This is a genomic window from Sulfurovum iocasae (assembly GCF_047716765.1).
GTDB lineage: Bacteria > Campylobacterota > Campylobacteria > Campylobacterales > Sulfurovaceae > Sulfurovum.
This window is the reverse complement of the sequence record NZ_CP180410.1, coordinates 17,454-35,073: the sequence shown is the minus strand read 5'-3', so window position 1 is coordinate 35,073 and position 17,620 is coordinate 17,454. Positions and strand designations below refer to the sequence as shown.

The window sequence follows — 17,620 nt, the reverse complement described above, 5'->3', positions numbered from 1 at the left end:
TTTTCTTCTACAGACAAGTATTATTAATAGTGTTAAATATCTCTTTTTGTTGTTTCATTATGGAATTCATTTCTTTCATAAGAGCATAAAGATGAGGGTCAGTTTTTAAAGCATTCATCTTTGATATTGCTTTACCCTCAACTGTCTTTGCACCTGTAGACTTTAACCATGGCTTATGCTTCATTATCACTTCATGTTGCCGTTGCCTTGACTCATCATCCCATGCTGCTTTGTGATATTTACTCATTGCTTGACCTTCTCTTTTATTGGCATAATTTCAGCTTCTGTCACCTCGTCATGTTCTACAAGCTTTGCTTCATTTTTTAGTTCGTTACTGTTATCCTCTTTTTTTTCTGAATTTTGATGATGGTGGTTGTGCTGATTGGCTTCTTTGATGAAAGTAGTACGCTTCGGGTTTGTAATTTCATTGATAGCCATAATACTTTTTCGTGTCTCTTGCATGACCTTTAATTGCATATTTGATAGCTTATTAAAGTTATCTACCTGCTTACCTGCGTCACCCATCAAGTTCTGCGTTACTGTTCCATTAAAGAGTTGTAGTTGCAGTATGTTCGTTGTAAGCATGGTGAGCAGTGCTTTCGTATCACCACTTTGTATTTTATCTACCATCTTTTTAATATCATCATGTAAAACTTGTTGTGAGATAGGTGGCATATCTTTCCCATTTTGTGCCATGATATTTACCATCCCACTGTGCACAGGACTGCTAAACTGCCTTGTTGCTTGTTTCTCTTTATCTTCTTTTTTTTGCAATCCCTTCTTGATTGTATTACTGTACTGTTCACGCCATAAAGCACACTGTTCTGCACTTATGAGTTCATCATCAATAATTTCATCATCACTTTCCCCGCTTGAAGCCATTGAGATATAATGTTTTATCAATCCTTTTTCAAACGCTTGTAGCACTCGTTCATCTTTTATCAACTTCTTGGATATGTTTAACTCATCAAATGTATCTTCTAACGTGTATTGGTCTTCTGCATAATATTCAATATCATTCAGCATTTCATCTGTTAATTTATATCTACTCATATTCATTACTCCTTGTCAATCAGTTTTTTATTTGTCATTATTTTTAGTTTTCTCCTTAACACTCTTTTCTAAAAAGTGGTAAGTACGCTGTTGTATAACACTATGCTGTTTTTAGCCAAAATCTCTATTCTAACTTTACGCTGTAGTGGGGCTTTGCTAGAAAGTGGTAAGTACGCTGTTGTATTATGGTACATACACACTGTTGCTGTGGTCTAAATGTATTTGTCAAGTGTTCTCCTGTTCACATTCATAGCTTTAGCCAAAGAGGTTTTGTTTACTTTTCCATTAGGTTTTAAGAAGTCACCACTCTTTAAGAGTTCCGTTATTCTCTCTTTGGTTTGGGATATTTGAGTGTCATTAGTCATAACAGCACCTTTAATATGAGCTTCTTTTAATTGTTTCTTGTTTAGCTTCTCTTTGAAATTGTCTTTATTCTCAAGCATGAACATATAAGCACCTAATGCTTTCTTATGCAGTTCTTTGTTGCTGTATCTATTTGCAAGATCTAGTTTCTTGTTCATCAGTAATGCAGTTGCAATCATGCACTCTTTAGTAAATACCTGTTGATGTATCAGCCTTACACCATACCAACACAAACGCCTATAGAGGTCTTGTTTAGTTGCTGGGTACATTATCTTAGGGTAAGTGACTACTGGTGCTTTAAATGCCTTTGAGAGTTCGTCTATAGTATAAATGCTATTCGTGACTTCTGTTGTATCTGTGATATGAAACTCATCTACAAACTCAAATGGTACAAAGAGAAAACCTTTAAGTCCTAGCTTGATATTACTTATCCATCTGTATTGATTGGGTGAAGTAATATATCCCTCTAGTGCATAGATCAGTATTATCTTTTGATTGAAGTATGAGTGTAGTGTATCGATGTAGCTTGGAGTAGGCAGGAACCCCTTTACTTTGCTGTAGTCGTTCTTTGATAATGTAATACCAATGAAAGGACGGAGCAAGGGTTCTGGGGTCATTCAAAAAGTGCCTAAGCTACATTACTTTCATATGAAGCTATGATAAGATCAATGTCTTTTTTAGCTTTCTTCCAGCTTCTTGTTAGTAGATGGTTTTTGATCTTAGCTCTTGCTGGTTCATCTGTAACTACTATAGCAATTCTCTCTATCTTTTCAAGACTTAATTTGGTTTGTTTTTGCTCTACAATAATGGCTACTGCAGGGCTATCAATTTGACCTATATTGATAATCCTTAACTTCTTTGTACTATCAAGTCTTCTCCAGCCTCTATAAAAAGCTGTAGCGGTAAATCGTTCTACCCATTTATCTGATATAGGCAACTCTTCTAAACTATTGGCTATTTTAGCCATCTCTTCAGTTCTTGTTTCGTATAACTTATGCTGTGTTTCTAACATGGCTTCATCCTCATATCTTATGCCTTTTAAGGCTAAATTTTGAGTGAGCTTTATTATCCTATCTTGAGGATATGTTAAAAAGCTCACATAGCGTGTAAGTTGAAATTGTTTAAGAGAATGTGAAGAGTGTTGGTAGTAAAATTAGAGTGACTAAACATTAACGCACTACCTCAACCTCACATCTTTTTTATGTTGAGGTTACCAACCCTATAAAGTATTATCTCCAATTAAAAGATTTATCATTAGGCTGTAACTTGTACTGCGTTCTGCTCTAACCATTTATCTATGGCTTGTCTATCATACTTTACATAGCCACCAATTTTAATATAAGGAATACGTTTCTTCATTCGCATTTGTGCTTGGTTCGCTTCTGAAAAAGAATATTCAGCTTCAAGCTGCTTAGGAGTCATAAATCTGTTTTGTGGGGTTGTTTTTGTTTCCATGATATTCTCACTTTGTTTTAGTTTTTATAGCTATGTGAGAATTATGGCATAAAGGAAATGAGTGTGTGTGATTTAGAGGTATGCAGTTTTAAAAATAGATTTACACACCCCTAAATGTTTTTAGTAAATTTATCCAATTCAGTAAGTGGGTAGGGGAGTTTTTCGCTTGGCTCTTTAAGTGAGTGAGTATAAATTTTAGACTTAGGGTATATAAAAAACTTAATCAACGTAGCCATATGTTTGTGATCTACATTATGTTTATTTGCATATATAGTTGTTACATAGTTCCATACTTGATTTATTTTTACAGATTTATGAAAAGTTAATGCCTTTTCTATTTCATCATTTGTTTTGACTGTAATATCTACACCTGACTTTTCACTTTGATATTCAAGCTCTTTAAGTGCTTTTATCATTGCTTCATTTTTTTTAAGCACTTGCTGTGTTACATAATGTGTAAAAAACATGTCCGCAATAAAAGGAAAAAATAAACGTCCATTATCGTCCTGTAATACATAGTTAACATTTGCTTCTTTGAGCAACTTAGGTAAACGCTCCAAATATTGATTACGCCCCTCTATAAGCATTTTTTCTGTTGTAACTTTTAATGGCTTATACTCTAATATGTTTTTATCACTTATACTGGCTTTGAGTGTATCTATAGTGTTTAGTATCCCCTGCTTTATTTGATATTCAGAAAAGTTTTCAGATGTTCCAACGGGCTTGTAATCTTTTAGTAATTCATTTGCACTTTCTCTTGCATATTCTAAATCTTTTTGTGCTTCTTCTGTTAAATGTTCAATATAAACATCTCTTTTTTCATCAGCAGTCCACCATCCATCCCCCATCCATTCCCCATTCTTGCGAGGTTTCTCAAATACAACTCTTTCTTCACCATATATATCAGTATCTTGTCTTGGATTAATTATGCCAAATATATCCGCATTGTCCATCAGGTAATCTAAAATATCTTGATCAAAAATAAACTGTTCTTCTGTGGTATCTAATTCCCTTTTTTCTAATATGTCAAATATTCTATTCTTTATAGTGCCTATATCTATCGTATATTTTGTTTTTAATTTAATCGCCTTTGATATATCAGCAATATGTCCACCCATGCCTGACACACCAGTGCCACCTCTTATGTCATACAAAGCGTCTATGATGTCTATTTCATCTTGAAAGTATTGCCCCTCTTCCATAGCGTCCATATCATCATATCCTAATGCAATAGTAATATTTATCAAGGCTTCATATAATAATTGTTCACTCTCAAAAGGTACATCAAAGAGAGTATATTTCTCTTTTTTTTCAATATCCAAACCTAACTTTTTTAATTTTTCTTTTTTCGAAATTAATTCATAAGTAGATGTATTATCCCATTTCCTAAAGTGCTGCCCTATTTCTTTTTTAAGTTTAACTTCTTCTTTAACTTTCTTCATAGTCTTACTCATGACTCACTACCTCAACATCTAAAATCCCATCTATTGCTTTAAGCCCTTTCAAGCCACTTACCATCGTAGAGTTACTTAGGTACTTATTTATCGTGTTAATGTCTTTATGCCCTAAAATACCGCTAAGGGTGACGGCTTCTGTGGACTGATCTGCTAAAGCACTTACTAAAATATTTCTCATATAGTGCAAAGTAAGATTTTCTATACCCGTTTCTTTTCTGAGCTTCACTATTTGATAATCAAGCCCAGTTATTTTCTTACCAGTACTACGACTTTTAAAGACCAACCCATTATGATTACATTTCATCTCCAAAAGGGCTGTTTTAACAATTTGTGGAAGTGGAAACTTTTGGTCTTCACCATTTTTTGTATCTTCAAGCCAGTAGTAATTACTATCTAGATTTATATTTTCCCATTTGAGATTTAATACTTCTGATTTTCTCCTCCCCAACCATGCAAAGAGAAATAATGCCCGATACTGTGGGTCATTCTTATACAGGCTCATTATCCCATTATGTAGTTTTCTAAATGTTCCCAAACCATCAATGACTTTCTTTTTTTGCGATGGAACTTTCACTCTGATATGTTCTACTGGATTGTCTTTTATGAGGTTGTTTTTAATAGCAAATTTGAAAAGAGGATTAAGTACTTCCAGTACACTCCGGCACGTTCTTGGAGATAAACCCCTTTTACCCATATTAAATGTAATACCATCTATGTGCATAGGCTTTAGTTTGCTTATTTCTATACTTGCTATCTCATCTTTGATATACAAATCAAAAAAGGATTGCTTCTTTTTACTCCATGGAGTATCAGGCTGTGTCTTCATGTACTTCTCAAAAAGTTTACCTACATTCAAATTTATAGGAATGTCACCACTTCTAATTAATTCTTTTTGCCTTTCAAGCTCAACCCTTGCACCTTTTAATAAATCTGCTGCTGTTTGTGAAACTGCTTTTGATCTATAAAATCGGCGGTATCTTTTCCCATAGATTCTAAAGTCAAATAAAAAAAGAAGCCTATCTTTTTTATGCTTCTTAATATTCTTCTCTTTTGTCTGAATATAGTCTGTCATATCAATAGCCATTTTGTACCTCTCGGGAATGATATTTCATTTTGTCATACTTTTGTATATAAATATTTCATTATGAAATTCTTGTAAAAAAGTATGACACCTAAATTTAAGTGAATATCTGGGTGTCCGTTTGGGTGTCCTCTTTTGAAGCATTATATCACATTTAAACTAAATGATACAAAAATAGAATGTTGTTGTAGCGATGGATATAAGGGGATACAAATTAAAACAAGTCTATCATGTAGTGGAAGACTACCACAATTTGTTTTTGCATTCATAGTGACAGTTTTACATAAATAGGGGAAATGGATTAAAAATGTGTCAAATTGTCATGTTTTTGATTTTGGAGTTGTTTTAGTTAGTAAAAAAGTGAACAAAAAGAGTCAGAAGTGCTAAGATTGTGTGAGAAGTTTTCGAGGCGTACATTAAGTACTCCGACAAAAGTTCTCGTGCAAGATTAGTGCTTATGACTCTTTTTGGCGCTTTTTCCACTCTTTTTCGAATTTCTTTCGTTTAATATATGAAAGTTTTTCTATAAACACCTTACCATCCAAGTGGTCTATCTCATGCTGCATAGCCACAGCAAGAAAACCATCATCTTCTATAGCCTGCTTATTACCTTCTCTGTCGAAATACTCCACTTTTACATGTTTGGCTCGTTCTACATCTTCATAGACACCAGGGATGGAAAGACATCCTTCCTGGAATTTTTCAGTACCATCTTTTTCAACGATGACAGGGTTGATCATCTCTAAAGTATTTTCTTTGGGTTGGTCATGCTCACCATCTTCAATCTCTAAGGGAACATTGATGATAAGTACTCTTTGATCTACACCTACTTGAATAGCGGCAAGTCCTACACCATTTTTTGCACGCATGGTCTCATACATATCATCTAACAGATCATGCAAAGCACCATTGAATACCTCGACCTCTTTCGAGATGAGCTTCAATCTTTTATCTGGGTAAACAACTATCTCTCTAACCATTGATAAACCTAATTAAAGCTTTTCGTCAAAATTTTATCGATAAGACCATACTCTAGTGCTTCTTTGGAAGACATAAAGTAATCTCTCTCTGTATCTTTCTCTATCTTTTTAGCTGTTTTGCCTGTTTGCTCTGCAAGGATATGATTGAGTGTGTCTTTGAGTCTTTGTATCTCTTGGGCTTGTATCTGGATATCCGTTGACTGCCCTTGTGCTCCGCCTGAAGGCTGGTGGATCATGATACGCGCATGCGGAAGTGCATAACGCTTACCTTTTGTTCCAGAAGCCAATAAAAATGCGCCCATTGAAGCTGCTTGACCAATACAGATCGTTACGATATCCGGTTTGATATAGTTCATCGTATCAAACATAGAAAGGCCGGAAGTGATCACTCCACCAGGAGAATTGATATAAAAATAGATATCTTTATCCGGATCTTGTGCTTCAAGAAATAACAGTTGTGCTACGACGGAAGAAGCCACTTGATCATTTACTTCACCACTTAACATAATGATACGGTCTTTAAGCAATCGTGAATAGATATCGTAAGATCTTTCACCTCTACCTGTTTGTTCTACAACGTATGGAATATAACTCATTTCTTTTCCTTAAAAATAGATCTTTAAACTTGAGTCAAAAGCATTTGCTTCTCAATCAAAATTAAATATACACTAGAATAGTTAACAAGTAACAACTTTTAGTTGCTACCTGCTATCTGCTACCTAAAATACTATTTGTCCAGCCCTAACATTTTACCGAAGAGTTTATCTTCGATCATACCCATTTTAACTGCTGGGAGGAGGTTCTTCTCTTGGTAATATTTGATCACTTCTTGAGGGTCTTGTCCACTCATCATCGCTTCATAGTAGATCGCTTGAGATACTTCTTGGTCTTCTACTTTTACTTCTTCTGCTTTAGCCAATGCATCTACGATAAATGTTGCTTTAACACTTGCCGCTGCAGCATCTCTTACTTCGTCACGAAGCGCATCAACTTTTTCAGGGTTCTCTTTAAAGTCATTAAGCTCTTCTTCACTCATCGTTCTTGCTTTTTCATTGATCTTTGCATCGATCTCTTGATCAACAATGTTGTTTGGTAATGCAAAATCAAATTTAGCAACCAACGCTTCGATCAACTTTGGTTTTAACTCGTCATTGAACAATTTAGCTATTTTCTCAGAAGCGATCTGCTCACTTAGCTTCTCTTTAAGCATATCAAGTGTTGCATTCTCTTCACCTTGAAGAAGTTTTTTTGCCAACTCGTCATCAAGTTCCGGAGTTACTTGCTCCTGGATCTCATGAAGTGTCACTTTGAACTCTGCTTCTTTACCTGCAAGATCAGCTGACTGATACTCTGCGGGGAAAGTAACTGTTACTGTTTTCTCTTCTTCATACTTCATACCGATGATCTGCTCTTCAAATCCTGGAATGAATTGACCTGAACCGATCTTAAGATTGAATTTCTCAGCTTTTCCACCATCAAATGCAACACCGTCAACAAAACCTTCAAAGTCGATCAATGTCATATCACCGTCTTTTACCATTCTTTTTCTTTTGATCTTTACAAATGGTGCCTGTTGTGCAGCGATCTCTATAAGTTTCGCATCTACTTCTTCATCTGATGCTGTTGGTTTATCAAATGCAGGAACAATATCCATATGTCCTTCAGCTTTAAACTCAGGTCTAGTAGAGATCTCCACTTCTACTTCGATACCATTATCCGCTTTATCATACTTTTTAAAAGTAGGTTGACCAAGTACATCTGCAGCATTAATCCCTGCTTCTTTAATACCGGCATCTATAAGATCTCTCAGTGCATCTGCCTCAGCATCCTGGATAAGTTTATCACCATGTAGTTTTTTTACTACGTGTGCAGGTACTTTACCTTTTCTAAATCCATCTACCTTCATCTCTTTACCTGCTTGAACTGCAAGTCTCTCAATGTTAGTTTCAACAACACCTTTTTCTATAGTACCACTTACGAGTACATTTGCTTCGTCTACTTTGTTTACTGTAACTTTCACTACAATCCTTTATATATAATTCCGTGATTTTATCTAAAATTTACTAAAAAACGAATATAGGTAAAAATCTAGCTATAATCCACGCATGAAACAAGCCCACAAAAATATTCAGGACTGGTATCAAAAATACGGAAGACTCGACCTTCCATGGCGTACTACAAACGATCCTTATCACATTTATCTTTCTGAAGTGATGCTGCAGCAAACACAGGTTAAAACCGTTTTGGAGCGTTACTATTTTCCTTTTTTAGATAAATTTCCTACGCTTAAAGCTTTGGGTGATGCACCGTTTGATGATGTGCTGAAGATGTGGGAGGGACTTGGGTATTATATACGAAAAGAAATCCCTCTAAAGTCCCTAAACTAGGCACTTCACCTGAGTTATTTACTCATTTATACTACTTTTATACCACCGAGATGAGAAAAAGATGATTATTTAGGGGATAGTTACGATTTTAAACACATTTAGTAGTGTCACCATAGTATCGCCAAGACTTCTTGGCGTTTCACGCCAGTGTTGCCTGGTCTTTATTCACGAATCATTGAAATTTATAACCTGTAAGTGTATTAAACCTATTAAACCTGATTGATTATTCCAATGCAGTTTAATCCCATTTAATACAAAATTAAGCCAAGGTAATTTGTTCAATAACAAATCGCCTTGCTTCTGAGAAACTTCTTATTCAGCTCTAGCAGGTACAGGTTAAATAGGTGCAGGCACTGTTAGTGGTACTTCTCGATAATGACAAATCAGTGAGGATATACCACTTGCTGATACAACATTTCGCCAATCATCTGTTTGTTCATACCCTATTAAACTTTCGACTAACATACTCACGGTATGGCAAGTTATACCTACTTCACTAATGACATCATACTTTACTGCTTTTTTGGTAGGCTTGGCAACTTTCCCATCAGACGAACATTTGATGGTTATGCTTCCATCTAAATCTACATTAATATCTTTTAATACTCCAGGTACCAATCCACCTATGCCATTATACAAACAGCAAACTCCTGTTTCACCATCTTGTATCCCAAGTCCTTCACTACAGTCATCTGGTGGTGGTGTTGCCAAAGCTATTGCCATTGCACTACTCCCCATCATCAACACACCTAATCCAAGAGCAATCAGTAACTTTTTCATAGCATCCCTTTAAGGTTTTATTTAAGCCAAGCAATGCAAGCTAATATAACTTACTTTTAACTTAGGCTCCTATTAATATGATACTCCTATAAGTCTTAACTAATTATTAGGTACTGATTGGGTACTTATAAAATGATGCTCATGCTACTGAGATAAAAGACCTCTCGTTTTAATATAGTTGTTTAGTGACTGTCTTGTACCTGTTCCAATATAATCTATTATTTTAGAAATAGGTACTCCTAAATCATATAGTTCTTGTATCTTCTCTTTATGAATATCATATTTAGAAGATACAACCTGACCTTTCTGTCGTCCTAATTTAATCCCTTTATCTTTACGAGCTTGTAAAGCAGATTTAGTCCTCTCTGAGATGAAGCTTCTCTCCATTTGAGCAAAGCCACTCAGTAACGTTAAAAACATTTGTGTAATGGGATTAGTATCGTTAGGGTTGACAATAAGACTGTCCTTGATGATATAGAGTGTTATGCCTTTATCTTTGATGTCCTGAATGATTTGTAGTACTTCTATAGTACTTCTACCGATACGGTCTAACTTAGTCACGATAAGACTGTCTCCTGAGCTTAACCGTTCTAATACTGCATCGATACCTCTTTCTTTAGTACTCTTCTTAGATGAGATAGTTGTTTCTATAATATCATCGATAGTGAGTTTGTGTGTAAACGCATAATTGAGTATCTCTTGTCTTTGGTTGTCTGTATCCTGGGTCTGAGTCGAAACCCTTGTGTAACCTACGGTAGTCATGTAACCTCCTGAATAATAAAGTGCAATGGTGTTGTGTAATGTCTAATGTGTCTAGAATGTAATTGGTGTAAATTAAGGGGATGTAAGCTTAGAGGTCTATTATACGCGGTTTGTAACACTTTTGTCAAGTTTAGGTTTACCGTTTACAGTTGTCAATTAAGATGAGTTTAAACGGCCATTTAGACTTGACTGGATTTTATTGCTTGAGTAATAATAAATGTTTCTTCTTCTCTCTTTTCAAAATGTTAGGTTTTTAAAGAACCTATAATATATATAGGAACTCTAGATTTATAACATTTTGAACTTTTAGACTTATAAAGCTATTAGGTAGGTATCGTCCATGCAACTATTGAATTGAAGTCAATACAGAACCATCCTGACCCAGTATGGAGTTAGCCTGAGTTAGCCTGAGCTATCAAGAATTAATACTTCATTAGTACTCATAGTATTGATGTTGAGTTATTCATCAGGCTGGAATGACCCCTATAACCTAGACACTTACCAATTCAGTAAAAACCTAATTTTATGAAGTCTCAATATTATACCTTTTTTCAAATTCATTAGGAGAGATATAACCTAAATAACTATGTCTTCTTTTGGAGTTATAGAACATCTCAATATATTCAAATATTTTAGAGGCTGCTATCTCTCTAGTTAAAAATATATGCTTACGTACCAGTTCTTTTTTAAGTGTTTTAAAAAAGCTCTCAGCTACTGCATTATCATAACAATTACCTCGTCTACTCATACTAGGAACAATGTTATTACTTTTTGCAAATACTTGGTACTCATATGAACTGTATTGACTTCCTTGATCTGAATGTAAAATCACTGTTGTATCTGAGTTCTTAATCCTTTGTACTGCTATTTTCATAGCATCTAAGATTAATGGTGTTGTCATTCTATTACTTGTAGCCCAGCCAATAATTTTACGGCTAAAAAGGTCTATAACGGTTGCTAGATATAACCATCCTTCATGTGTTCTAATATAAGTGATATCACTTACCCAGCTCTCATTTGGAGCAGTAGTGATAAAACACTGTTGAAGATGATTTGGATGTGCTTTGTGAATAGCACCAGCTTTATGCTTTGGTTTTCGTTTATAACTTCCTACGCCATAGAGATTTGATAGAGACATAAGTCTAGCAACTCTTTTTTTATTTACATGAATACCTAGCTCTTTTAAGTCCTTATGTATATTTCTATATCCATAAATACCATTAGATTCTTTGTATTCCTCTTTTATTTGGATAAGTAATTCTTTGTTTTCTTGTTCTCTTGGGGTTACTGGTTCATTGAGCCACTGATAATATCCACTATGGTGTACTTGCATCACTTTACACAGCTTGCGTACCGTATAAAATGAACTATGATCTTTAATAAAAGAATATTTTAATTTGTGTGGCTTGCAAAGTACACCGCGGCCTTTTTTAAGATATCTCTCTCTTCTGTAACCCGTTTAAGTTCTTTTTGTAGCTTCTTTATCTCTGCATTTGATGAATCTAATATTTTATGTTTCTCTATTGCTTCTGGAGAGTCAAGTCTTCTTATCCATGCTCTAAGAGAATCTGGATGTATTCCTAAACGATCAGCAGTATCCTTGATACTATATCCATTATCTGTGACTTGTTTTACCGCTTCTATTCTAAACTCTTCTGTGTATATACGTCTTGCCATTTTTAACCTTTGTAAATTTTACAATGTTTCGTATCATTGTCTTATTAATTTACTGAATTAAAATGTGTCTAGTGTTTCGGGGTCATTCCAATATTATAGAAACAACTATCTCATCTAAGAAGAGTACTAAAGAAAGAGGTATCGATGCAGTATTAGAACGGTTAAGCTCAGGAGACAGTCTTATCGTGACTAAGTTAGACCGTATCGGTAGAAGTACTATAGAAGTACTACAAATCATTCAGGACATCAAAGATAAAGGCATAACACTCTATATCATCAAGGACAGTCTTATTGTCAACCCTAACGATACTAATCCCATTACACAAATGTTTTTAACGTTACTGAGTGGCTTTGCTCAAATGGAGAGAAGCTTCATCTCAGAGAGGACTAAATCTGCTTTACAAGCTCGTAAAGATAAAGGGATTAAATTAGGACGACAGAAAGGTCAGGTTGTATCTTCTAAATATGATATTCATAAAGAGAAGATACAAGAACTATATGATTTAGGAGTACCTATTTCTAAAATAATAGATTATATTGGAACAGGTACAAGACAGTCACTAAACAACTATATTAAAACGAGAGGTCTTTTATCTCAGTAGCATGAGCATCATTTTATAAGTACCCAATCAGTACCTAATAATTAGTTAAGACTTATAGGAGTATCATATTAATAGGAGCCTAAGTTAAAAGTAAGTTATATTAGCTTGCATTGCTTGGCTTAAATAAAACCTTAAAGGGATGCTATGAAAAAGTTACTGATTGCTCTTGGATTAGGTGTGTTGATGATGGGGAGTAGTGCAATGGCAATAGCTTTGGCAACACCACCACCAGATGACTGTAGTGAAGGACTTGGGATACAAGATGGTGAAACAGGAGTTTGCTGTTTGTATAATGGCATAGGTGGATTGGTACCTGGAGTATTAAAAGATATTAATGTAGATTTAGATGGAAGCATAACCATCAAATGTTCGTCTGATGGGAAAGTTGCCAAGCCTACCAAAAAAGCAGTAAAGTATGATGTCATTAGTGAAGTAGGTATAACTTGCCATACCGTGAGTATGTTAGTCGAAAGTTTAATAGGGTATGAACAAACAGATGATTGGCGAAATGTTGTATCAGCAAGTGGTATATCCTCACTGATTTGTCATTATCGAGAAGTACCACTAACAGTGCCTGCACCTATTTAACCTGTACCTGCTAGAGCTGAATAAGAAGTTTCTCAGAAGCAAGGCGATTTGTTATTGAACAAATTACCTTGGCTTAATTTTGTATTAAATGGGATTAAACTGCATTGGAATAATCAATCAGGTTTAATAGGTTTAATACACTTACAGGTTATAAATTTCAATGATTCGTGAATAAAGACCAGGCAACACTGGCGTGAAACGCCAAGAAGTCTTGGCGATACTATGGTGACACTACTAAATGTGTTTAAAATCGTAACTATCCCCTAAATAATCATCTTTTTCTCATCTCGGTGGTATAAAAGTAGTATAAATGAGTAAATAACTCAGGTGAAGTGCCTAGTTTAGGGACTTTAGAGGGATTTCTTTTCGTATATAATACCCAAGTCCCTCCCACATCTTCAGCACATCATCAAACGGTGCATCACCCAAAGCTTTAAGCGTAGGAAATTTATCTAAAAAAGGAAAATAGTAACGCTCCAAAACGGTTTTAACCTGTGTTTGCTGAAGCATTACTTCACTCACATACACCTTGTACGCATCGTTTGTGAGTCTCCACGGCAGTTCATGACGACCATTAATCCTGTACCAGTCCTGAATAATTTTGTGGGTAGTTTTGAGTGTATTTTGCATCCGAAAGTGTATCCAAATGATTGAAAATAGTAAAGAATTTCTTCTGCACATAGTAAGAAAAATAGCTTGATTTTTTGAGCCGTTTTTTAAACATTAAGCCTTTTAGCATAATCCCGTATAGCTTCAATTGCTACTTCTGAACCTAATTGTGCATATCGTGCTGTACTAGCAATAGATTTGTGATTTAGCACCTTTGCAATATGTGACAATGAAATTCCTTTGCGGGCTAAGTTAGATGCTAATGAATTTCTGAGGTCTCTCAACGTCATTCTATTCTCCTCTTGTCTATGCCAATTTACTGTTAATTCTAAAATTTTATTCATTACACGAGGATATCTGTAAATTTGCTTACCCGTTCTATTAGATACAAATAAATGGTCATTTGGACCCCTACCTTTAGAGAACTTTTGCAACAACTCTCTAATTTCATCTGTTGCAATTGCTGATTCATACCATTGCTCATTTACTTTAAAATTGCATAAATGTATTACACCATTATCAAGGTCAACATCCCCTGCTCTCAGATATAAGATAGTACGCATTCTTGCTCCTGTTGTTACAGCCAACAATCCTATAAGATAAACATACTTATCTATAATCTCAAATGATTCACTCTGCCATTTTAGCTGTCGTAAGAATAACGATGTTTCTTCATCTGAAAGATACTTCAACTTAATATTATCTGTAGGTAATCTAAATTTGCTATGAAAAGGGTTTCTGCCAATATAATATTCTTCTTGAGTCCCATGATTCACTATCGTAATCATCAATCCATAGATTGCATTTATAGTCGTATTTGTTAATTTGTTTTGCCTTGATTCATATTCACTCTTGGTCTCCAACCATTTGCCTTTTCTGTCTCTCTTTCGTTGCATTCCATTTCTTACCGAATAGGTGTCTTTTTTGTTTTGGATGAATTTTTTAATATCCTCATTGGTTATTAACATTATTGGTTTATTTGAAATTTTTTCAGATTCAATATGTATATGATATCTACTCTTTGTACTAGGAAAATCTTTGGTATTAGCTTTGTCCTTCAGATACATTACCGCTAAATCATTAATAGTTAATCTCAAAGAATCCGATGCCCTACTTCTTTCTAATAGATAATTATTGATATCACCACTATGTAAATGTCTTCTCAGGGTATTTAGCTCAGATTGCTTTTGTCGTAATATCTCGAGAGCTTTCGTTTTTGTCATTGTTGGTGATTCACCAACTTTTTCTCTTTTCGTTTTATTTTCTAAATCTTTATACCGAATGTAATATGATATAGCACCACTCAATTTCTTATATATTTCAATACCTTTATATTTACCACCGATTGATTTATATTTACTCAAATTAACCTCATAATATCTTTAATTTTTAGACAACTTTTAGACAACCCTAAGAACATATTAACCCCTTTTTAGTACAAAATCAAGCTATTTTTCTTACTATGTGCAGAAGAAATTCTTTACTATTTTCAATCATTTGGATACACTTTCGGATGCAAAATACACTCAAAACTACCCACAAAATTATTCAGGACTGGTACAGGATTAATGGTCGTCATGAACTGCCGTGGAGACTCACAAACGATGCGTACAAGGTGTATGTGAGTGAAGTAATGCTTCAGCAAACACAGGTCAAAACAGTTTTGGAACGCTACTACTTTCCTTTTTTAGAGAAATTTCCTACGCTTAAAGCTTTGGGTGATGCACCGCTTGATGATGTGCTGAAGATGTGGGAGGGACTTGGGTATTATAATCGGGCCAAGAATTTACATATGACCGCTACACTTGTAAATGAACTACCTGAAGCCATAGACGAGCTCATTAAACTTCCAGGCATAGGCAAAAATACCGCACATGCAGTAGCCACTTTTGCTTTTAACCAACCTATCCCTATTATGGAAGCCAATGTCAAACGCATACTCTGTCGTTTACATAAACTCAAAACACCTAACGATAAGGATCTTTGGGAGATTGCGTATGATGCAGTGGACAAAGAAAACCCTTTTGACTATAACCAGGCGATGATGGATATTGGCGCAACCATTTGTAACCCTAAAAATCCAAAATGTGAAATTTGTCCTTTGACTGATATTTGTAAAGGGAAGGAAGAATCTAGCCTTTACCCTAGAAAAAAGAAACGTGTTGTTCCCACAAGAGAACAAAACATACTTATCAATGTTTATGATGACAGACTTTCACTCACACAGAGAAAAGGAAAGTTTTTACACGGTTTATGGGGCTTTAAAAGTGTAAAAGTACCTATGTGCGCTTCAGAGTATATAGGTGAAGTGACACATGCCTATACGCACTTTAAACTCATCTGTAAAGTCTATGTCTATTATGAAAATAGTCCTGAATCGATGAATTACTTTTCTGAAGATGAGATACAAAAACTTGCTATCTCCAAGGTCGATGAGAAAATTGTTAAACTATTTCTTAAATACGACTAGTCGTATGAGCATACTGCTGAAGTAGTCATAGTGACAACAATCTTGAAAGAAAAAAATACTCTAATGTATATTTTTCTTTCAAGACATTTTGAGCTTTGCTTAAAAACGTCCAATGAATAATAGAAGATAGTTAAATTGTTTTTAGCTACAATGTGAAAATAATACATTCGTCATCCTCAGCTTGACTGGGGATCCATTGATTCAAAAGTAATTATAATTTGTAGATTCTCGGGCCTTACCCGGGAATGACGGGAAGACAGGATACACAATGAACAAAGAAGAAGAATTTGAACAAGCTATCACTAAAGTCCTTGAACTTTTAGGTGAAGACCCTAAAAGAGAAGGTTTGCTTAAGACACCCAGTCGTGTAGCCAAAGCTCTAAAATTTCTTACTGAGGGCTACGACCAAGACCCTGAGGAGATACTCAACCAGGCACTCTTTACAACCAGTAATGATGAGATGGTTTTGGTACGTGACATCGAGTTTTACTCTATGTGTGAACATCATATGCTGCCTATCATCGGACGTGCACATGTGGCATATATACCAGATGGTAAAGTCGTAGGACTCTCTAAGATCCCTCGTATCGTCAATGTCTATGCAAGACGTCTGCAGATACAGGAACAGATGACCGAACAGATCGCCGATGCCATTTTAGGAACCATTAAACCTAAAGGTGTTGCTGTAGTCTTGCATGCTCGCCACATGTGCATGGAGATGAGAGGCGTACAGAAGATAAACTCAACCACGGTCAGTTCAGCACTTCGAGGACTTTTCAAGAGTGATGAACGTACAAGAAGCGAATTTTATAACCTTATTAATACTCCAACACCTTCAAATTTTTAAATTTAGTCTTTTAACAGCCATGAGAGAGCTTTTTCTCTCTTTTTAAAGAATTTTGCTTTCCCACTCATCAAGTGACTCATCATTGCAGTAGATGCATCTTCCCAATTTTTATCTCCAACGATCGCCATCTTCTTAAAAGCATTACGATGTTTGACACCAAATTTAAAATCATCCCATGCCGCCATGAACTCCCATCCTTTAAAACCTCTCATATCAACCAGCAGATCAGCCTCAATTCCTTTTGCTTCCTTTAATGCTTTATCGACCATAGGTACAAAAGTCTGATAATCCTCATGTCTCAACTTACCAAGCATTACTATCTCTATAAAAAGTCTTTTTTTATTTCTCTTGATAGCAATACCTATACCATGTTCTTTTATGATTTTTACCATTACAACTCCTTTTATATTATTATTTATATTTTATTATAGCATAGTCCATTACCCCGTTCTCACTTGACCCAAATCAAGGGCTCTTAACCTAATTCGGAGTATACTTCTCCTCTTTAA

21 protein-coding genes are annotated in these 17,620 nt (G+C 35.1%); 5 read left to right on the top strand and 16 right to left on the bottom strand.

Annotated elements, in window-relative coordinates; genetic code table 11:
• Window positions 1-7: 7 nt before the first annotated feature.
• The 10 genes from ACLHDG_RS00175 to tig form a co-directional block, all read right to left on the bottom strand.
• Window positions 8-247 carry a hypothetical protein gene (locus tag ACLHDG_RS00175; RefSeq protein WP_415406980.1) on the bottom strand — a complete coding sequence of 80 codons (240 nt, stop codon included), beginning with the start codon at window positions 245-247 and terminating at the stop codon, window positions 8-10.
• Window positions 244-1,053, bottom strand: coding sequence for a hypothetical protein (locus ACLHDG_RS00170; RefSeq protein ID WP_415406979.1), 810 nt, complete (start codon window positions 1,051-1,053; stop codon window positions 244-246). The genes ACLHDG_RS00175 and ACLHDG_RS00170 overlap by 4 nt, the downstream gene beginning before the upstream one ends.
• Before the next feature lie 212 nt (window positions 1,054-1,265).
• On the bottom strand, window positions 1,266-2,033 hold the full coding sequence (locus ACLHDG_RS00165) for a hypothetical protein (protein WP_415406978.1): 768 nt from the start codon (window positions 2,031-2,033) through the stop codon (window positions 1,266-1,268).
• A gap of 11 nt (window positions 2,034-2,044) precedes the next feature.
• A complete protein-coding gene (locus ACLHDG_RS00160) occupies window positions 2,045-2,428 on the bottom strand; it encodes a hypothetical protein (protein ID WP_415406977.1) in 384 nt (127 codons plus the stop codon).
• A gap of 242 nt (window positions 2,429-2,670) precedes the next feature.
• Window positions 2,671-2,871, bottom strand: a complete 201-nt coding sequence (locus ACLHDG_RS00155; RefSeq protein WP_415406976.1) for a helix-turn-helix transcriptional regulator — start codon at window positions 2,869-2,871, stop codon at window positions 2,671-2,673.
• A 110-nt stretch (window positions 2,872-2,981) separates the two neighbouring features.
• Window positions 2,982-4,325 (bottom strand): hypothetical protein, encoded by a 1,344-nt coding sequence (locus tag ACLHDG_RS00150; protein ID WP_415406975.1) that lies wholly within the window; start codon window positions 4,323-4,325, stop codon window positions 2,982-2,984.
• The gene (locus tag ACLHDG_RS00145; protein WP_415406974.1) at window positions 4,318-5,412 is read right to left on the bottom strand and encodes a tyrosine-type recombinase/integrase; all 1,095 of its coding nucleotides are present in this window, start codon (window positions 5,410-5,412) and stop codon (window positions 4,318-4,320) included. Before ACLHDG_RS00145 ends, ACLHDG_RS00150 begins: the two co-directional genes overlap by 8 nt.
• A 452-nt stretch (window positions 5,413-5,864) precedes the next feature.
• Window positions 5,865-6,389 (bottom strand): peptide deformylase, encoded by a 525-nt coding sequence (gene def / locus ACLHDG_RS00140; RefSeq protein WP_415406973.1) that lies wholly within the window; start codon window positions 6,387-6,389, stop codon window positions 5,865-5,867.
• Between the two features lie 8 nt (window positions 6,390-6,397).
• Complete coding sequence (gene clpP / locus ACLHDG_RS00135; protein WP_415406972.1) at window positions 6,398-6,985, bottom strand: ATP-dependent Clp endopeptidase proteolytic subunit ClpP; 588 nt, start codon at window positions 6,983-6,985, stop codon at window positions 6,398-6,400.
• A 131-nt stretch (window positions 6,986-7,116) separates the two neighbouring features.
• On the bottom strand, window positions 7,117-8,409 hold the full coding sequence (tig, locus tag ACLHDG_RS00130) for a trigger factor (RefSeq protein ID WP_415406971.1): 1,293 nt from the start codon (window positions 8,407-8,409) through the stop codon (window positions 7,117-7,119).
• A gap of 85 nt (window positions 8,410-8,494) precedes the next feature.
• Between tig and ACLHDG_RS00125 the strand changes: the two genes are divergently transcribed.
• The gene (locus ACLHDG_RS00125) at window positions 8,495-8,776 is read left to right on the top strand and encodes a hypothetical protein (protein WP_415406970.1); all 282 of its coding nucleotides are present in this window, start codon (window positions 8,495-8,497) and stop codon (window positions 8,774-8,776) included.
• A gap of 336 nt (window positions 8,777-9,112) precedes the next feature.
• Here the strand turns inward: ACLHDG_RS00125 and ACLHDG_RS00120 are convergent, their stop codons facing one another.
• The 3 genes from ACLHDG_RS00120 to ACLHDG_RS00110 all read right to left on the bottom strand — a co-directional run bounded on the left by ACLHDG_RS00120 (window position 9,113) and on the right by ACLHDG_RS00110 (window position 11,995).
• Entirely contained in the window at window positions 9,113-9,556 is a 444-nt protein-coding gene (locus ACLHDG_RS00120; protein ID WP_415406966.1) for a hypothetical protein, read from the bottom strand.
• A gap of 144 nt (window positions 9,557-9,700) precedes the next feature.
• Window positions 9,701-10,318, bottom strand: coding sequence for a recombinase family protein (locus ACLHDG_RS00115; RefSeq protein ID WP_415406969.1), 618 nt, complete (start codon window positions 10,316-10,318; stop codon window positions 9,701-9,703).
• Window positions 10,319-10,841: 523 nt separating this feature from the next.
• Window positions 10,842-11,995, bottom strand: a protein-coding gene (locus ACLHDG_RS00110) for an IS3 family transposase (RefSeq protein WP_415406968.1) whose coding sequence is annotated in 2 segments (ribosomal slippage) — window positions 10,842-11,755 and window positions 11,755-11,995 — 1,155 coding nt in all. Because the reading frame shifts where the segments join, the coding sequence is not laid out codon by codon here.
• 71 nt (window positions 11,996-12,066) lie between these two features.
• On the opposite strand from ACLHDG_RS00110, the gene ACLHDG_RS00105 reads away from it, so the two are divergent.
• Window positions 12,067-12,597: a recombinase family protein gene (locus ACLHDG_RS00105; RefSeq protein WP_415406967.1), complete on the top strand. Its 531-nt coding sequence runs from the start codon at window positions 12,067-12,069 to the stop codon at window positions 12,595-12,597.
• Window positions 12,598-12,741: 144 nt separating this feature from the next.
• Entirely contained in the window at window positions 12,742-13,185 is a 444-nt protein-coding gene (locus ACLHDG_RS00100; RefSeq protein WP_415406966.1) for a hypothetical protein, read from the top strand.
• Between the two features lie 336 nt (window positions 13,186-13,521).
• Here ACLHDG_RS00100 and ACLHDG_RS00095 read toward each other — a convergent pair whose 3' ends face one another.
• Entirely contained in the window at window positions 13,522-13,815 is a 294-nt protein-coding gene (locus ACLHDG_RS00095; protein WP_415406965.1) for a hypothetical protein, read from the bottom strand.
• Window positions 13,816-13,901: 86 nt separating this feature from the next.
• Window positions 13,902-15,158: a tyrosine-type recombinase/integrase gene (locus tag ACLHDG_RS00090; RefSeq protein WP_415406964.1), complete on the bottom strand. Its 1,257-nt coding sequence runs from the start codon at window positions 15,156-15,158 to the stop codon at window positions 13,902-13,904.
• 149 nt (window positions 15,159-15,307) lie between these two features.
• Here ACLHDG_RS00090 and ACLHDG_RS00085 point away from each other — a divergent pair, with 149 nt between their 5' ends.
• The gene (locus tag ACLHDG_RS00085; RefSeq protein WP_415406963.1) at window positions 15,308-16,264 is read left to right on the top strand and encodes an A/G-specific adenine glycosylase; all 957 of its coding nucleotides are present in this window, start codon (window positions 15,308-15,310) and stop codon (window positions 16,262-16,264) included.
• A 268-nt stretch (window positions 16,265-16,532) separates the two neighbouring features.
• Window positions 16,533-17,111, top strand: a complete 579-nt coding sequence (gene folE / locus ACLHDG_RS00080; protein ID WP_415406962.1) for a GTP cyclohydrolase I FolE — start codon at window positions 16,533-16,535, stop codon at window positions 17,109-17,111.
• A 2-nt stretch (window positions 17,112-17,113) separates the two neighbouring features.
• Here the strand turns inward: folE and ACLHDG_RS00075 are convergent, their stop codons facing one another.
• A complete protein-coding gene (locus ACLHDG_RS00075; RefSeq protein WP_415406961.1) occupies window positions 17,114-17,503 on the bottom strand; it encodes an STAS/SEC14 domain-containing protein in 390 nt (129 codons plus the stop codon).
• Window positions 17,504-17,620 lie beyond the last annotated feature (117 nt).

Coding starts and splice junctions, on each gene's coding strand:
- ACLHDG_RS00175 (WP_415406980.1), bottom strand. CDS start 247: ATGAGTAAATATCACAAAGCAGCATGGGATGATGAGTCAAGGCAACGG.
- ACLHDG_RS00170 (WP_415406979.1), bottom strand. CDS start 1,053: ATGAGTAGATATAAATTAACAGATGAAATGCTGAATGATATTGAATAT.
- ACLHDG_RS00165 (WP_415406978.1), bottom strand. CDS start 2,033: ATGACCCCAGAACCCTTGCTCCGTCCTTTCATTGGTATTACATTATCA.
- ACLHDG_RS00160 (WP_415406977.1), bottom strand. CDS start 2,428: ATGTTAGAAACACAGCATAAGTTATACGAAACAAGAACTGAAGAGATG.
- ACLHDG_RS00155 (WP_415406976.1), bottom strand. CDS start 2,871: ATGGAAACAAAAACAACCCCACAAAACAGATTTATGACTCCTAAGCAG.
- ACLHDG_RS00150 (WP_415406975.1), bottom strand. CDS start 4,325: ATGAGTAAGACTATGAAGAAAGTTAAAGAAGAAGTTAAACTTAAAAAA.
- ACLHDG_RS00145 (WP_415406974.1), bottom strand. CDS start 5,412: ATGGCTATTGATATGACAGACTATATTCAGACAAAAGAGAAGAATATT.
- def (WP_415406973.1), bottom strand. CDS start 6,389: ATGGTTAGAGAGATAGTTGTTTACCCAGATAAAAGATTGAAGCTCATC.
- clpP (WP_415406972.1), bottom strand. CDS start 6,985: ATGAGTTATATTCCATACGTTGTAGAACAAACAGGTAGAGGTGAAAGA.
- ACLHDG_RS00125 (WP_415406970.1), top strand. CDS start 8,495: ATGAAACAAGCCCACAAAAATATTCAGGACTGGTATCAAAAATACGGA.
- ACLHDG_RS00120 (WP_415406966.1), bottom strand. CDS start 9,556: ATGAAAAAGTTACTGATTGCTCTTGGATTAGGTGTGTTGATGATGGGG.
- ACLHDG_RS00115 (WP_415406969.1), bottom strand. CDS start 10,318: ATGACTACCGTAGGTTACACAAGGGTTTCGACTCAGACCCAGGATACA.
- ACLHDG_RS00100 (WP_415406966.1), top strand. CDS start 12,742: ATGAAAAAGTTACTGATTGCTCTTGGATTAGGTGTGTTGATGATGGGG.
- ACLHDG_RS00095 (WP_415406965.1), bottom strand. CDS start 13,815: ATGCAAAATACACTCAAAACTACCCACAAAATTATTCAGGACTGGTAC.
- ACLHDG_RS00085 (WP_415406963.1), top strand. CDS start 15,308: ATGCAAAATACACTCAAAACTACCCACAAAATTATTCAGGACTGGTAC.
- folE (WP_415406962.1), top strand. CDS start 16,533: ATGAACAAAGAAGAAGAATTTGAACAAGCTATCACTAAAGTCCTTGAA.
- ACLHDG_RS00075 (WP_415406961.1), bottom strand. CDS start 17,503: ATGGTAAAAATCATAAAAGAACATGGTATAGGTATTGCTATCAAGAGA.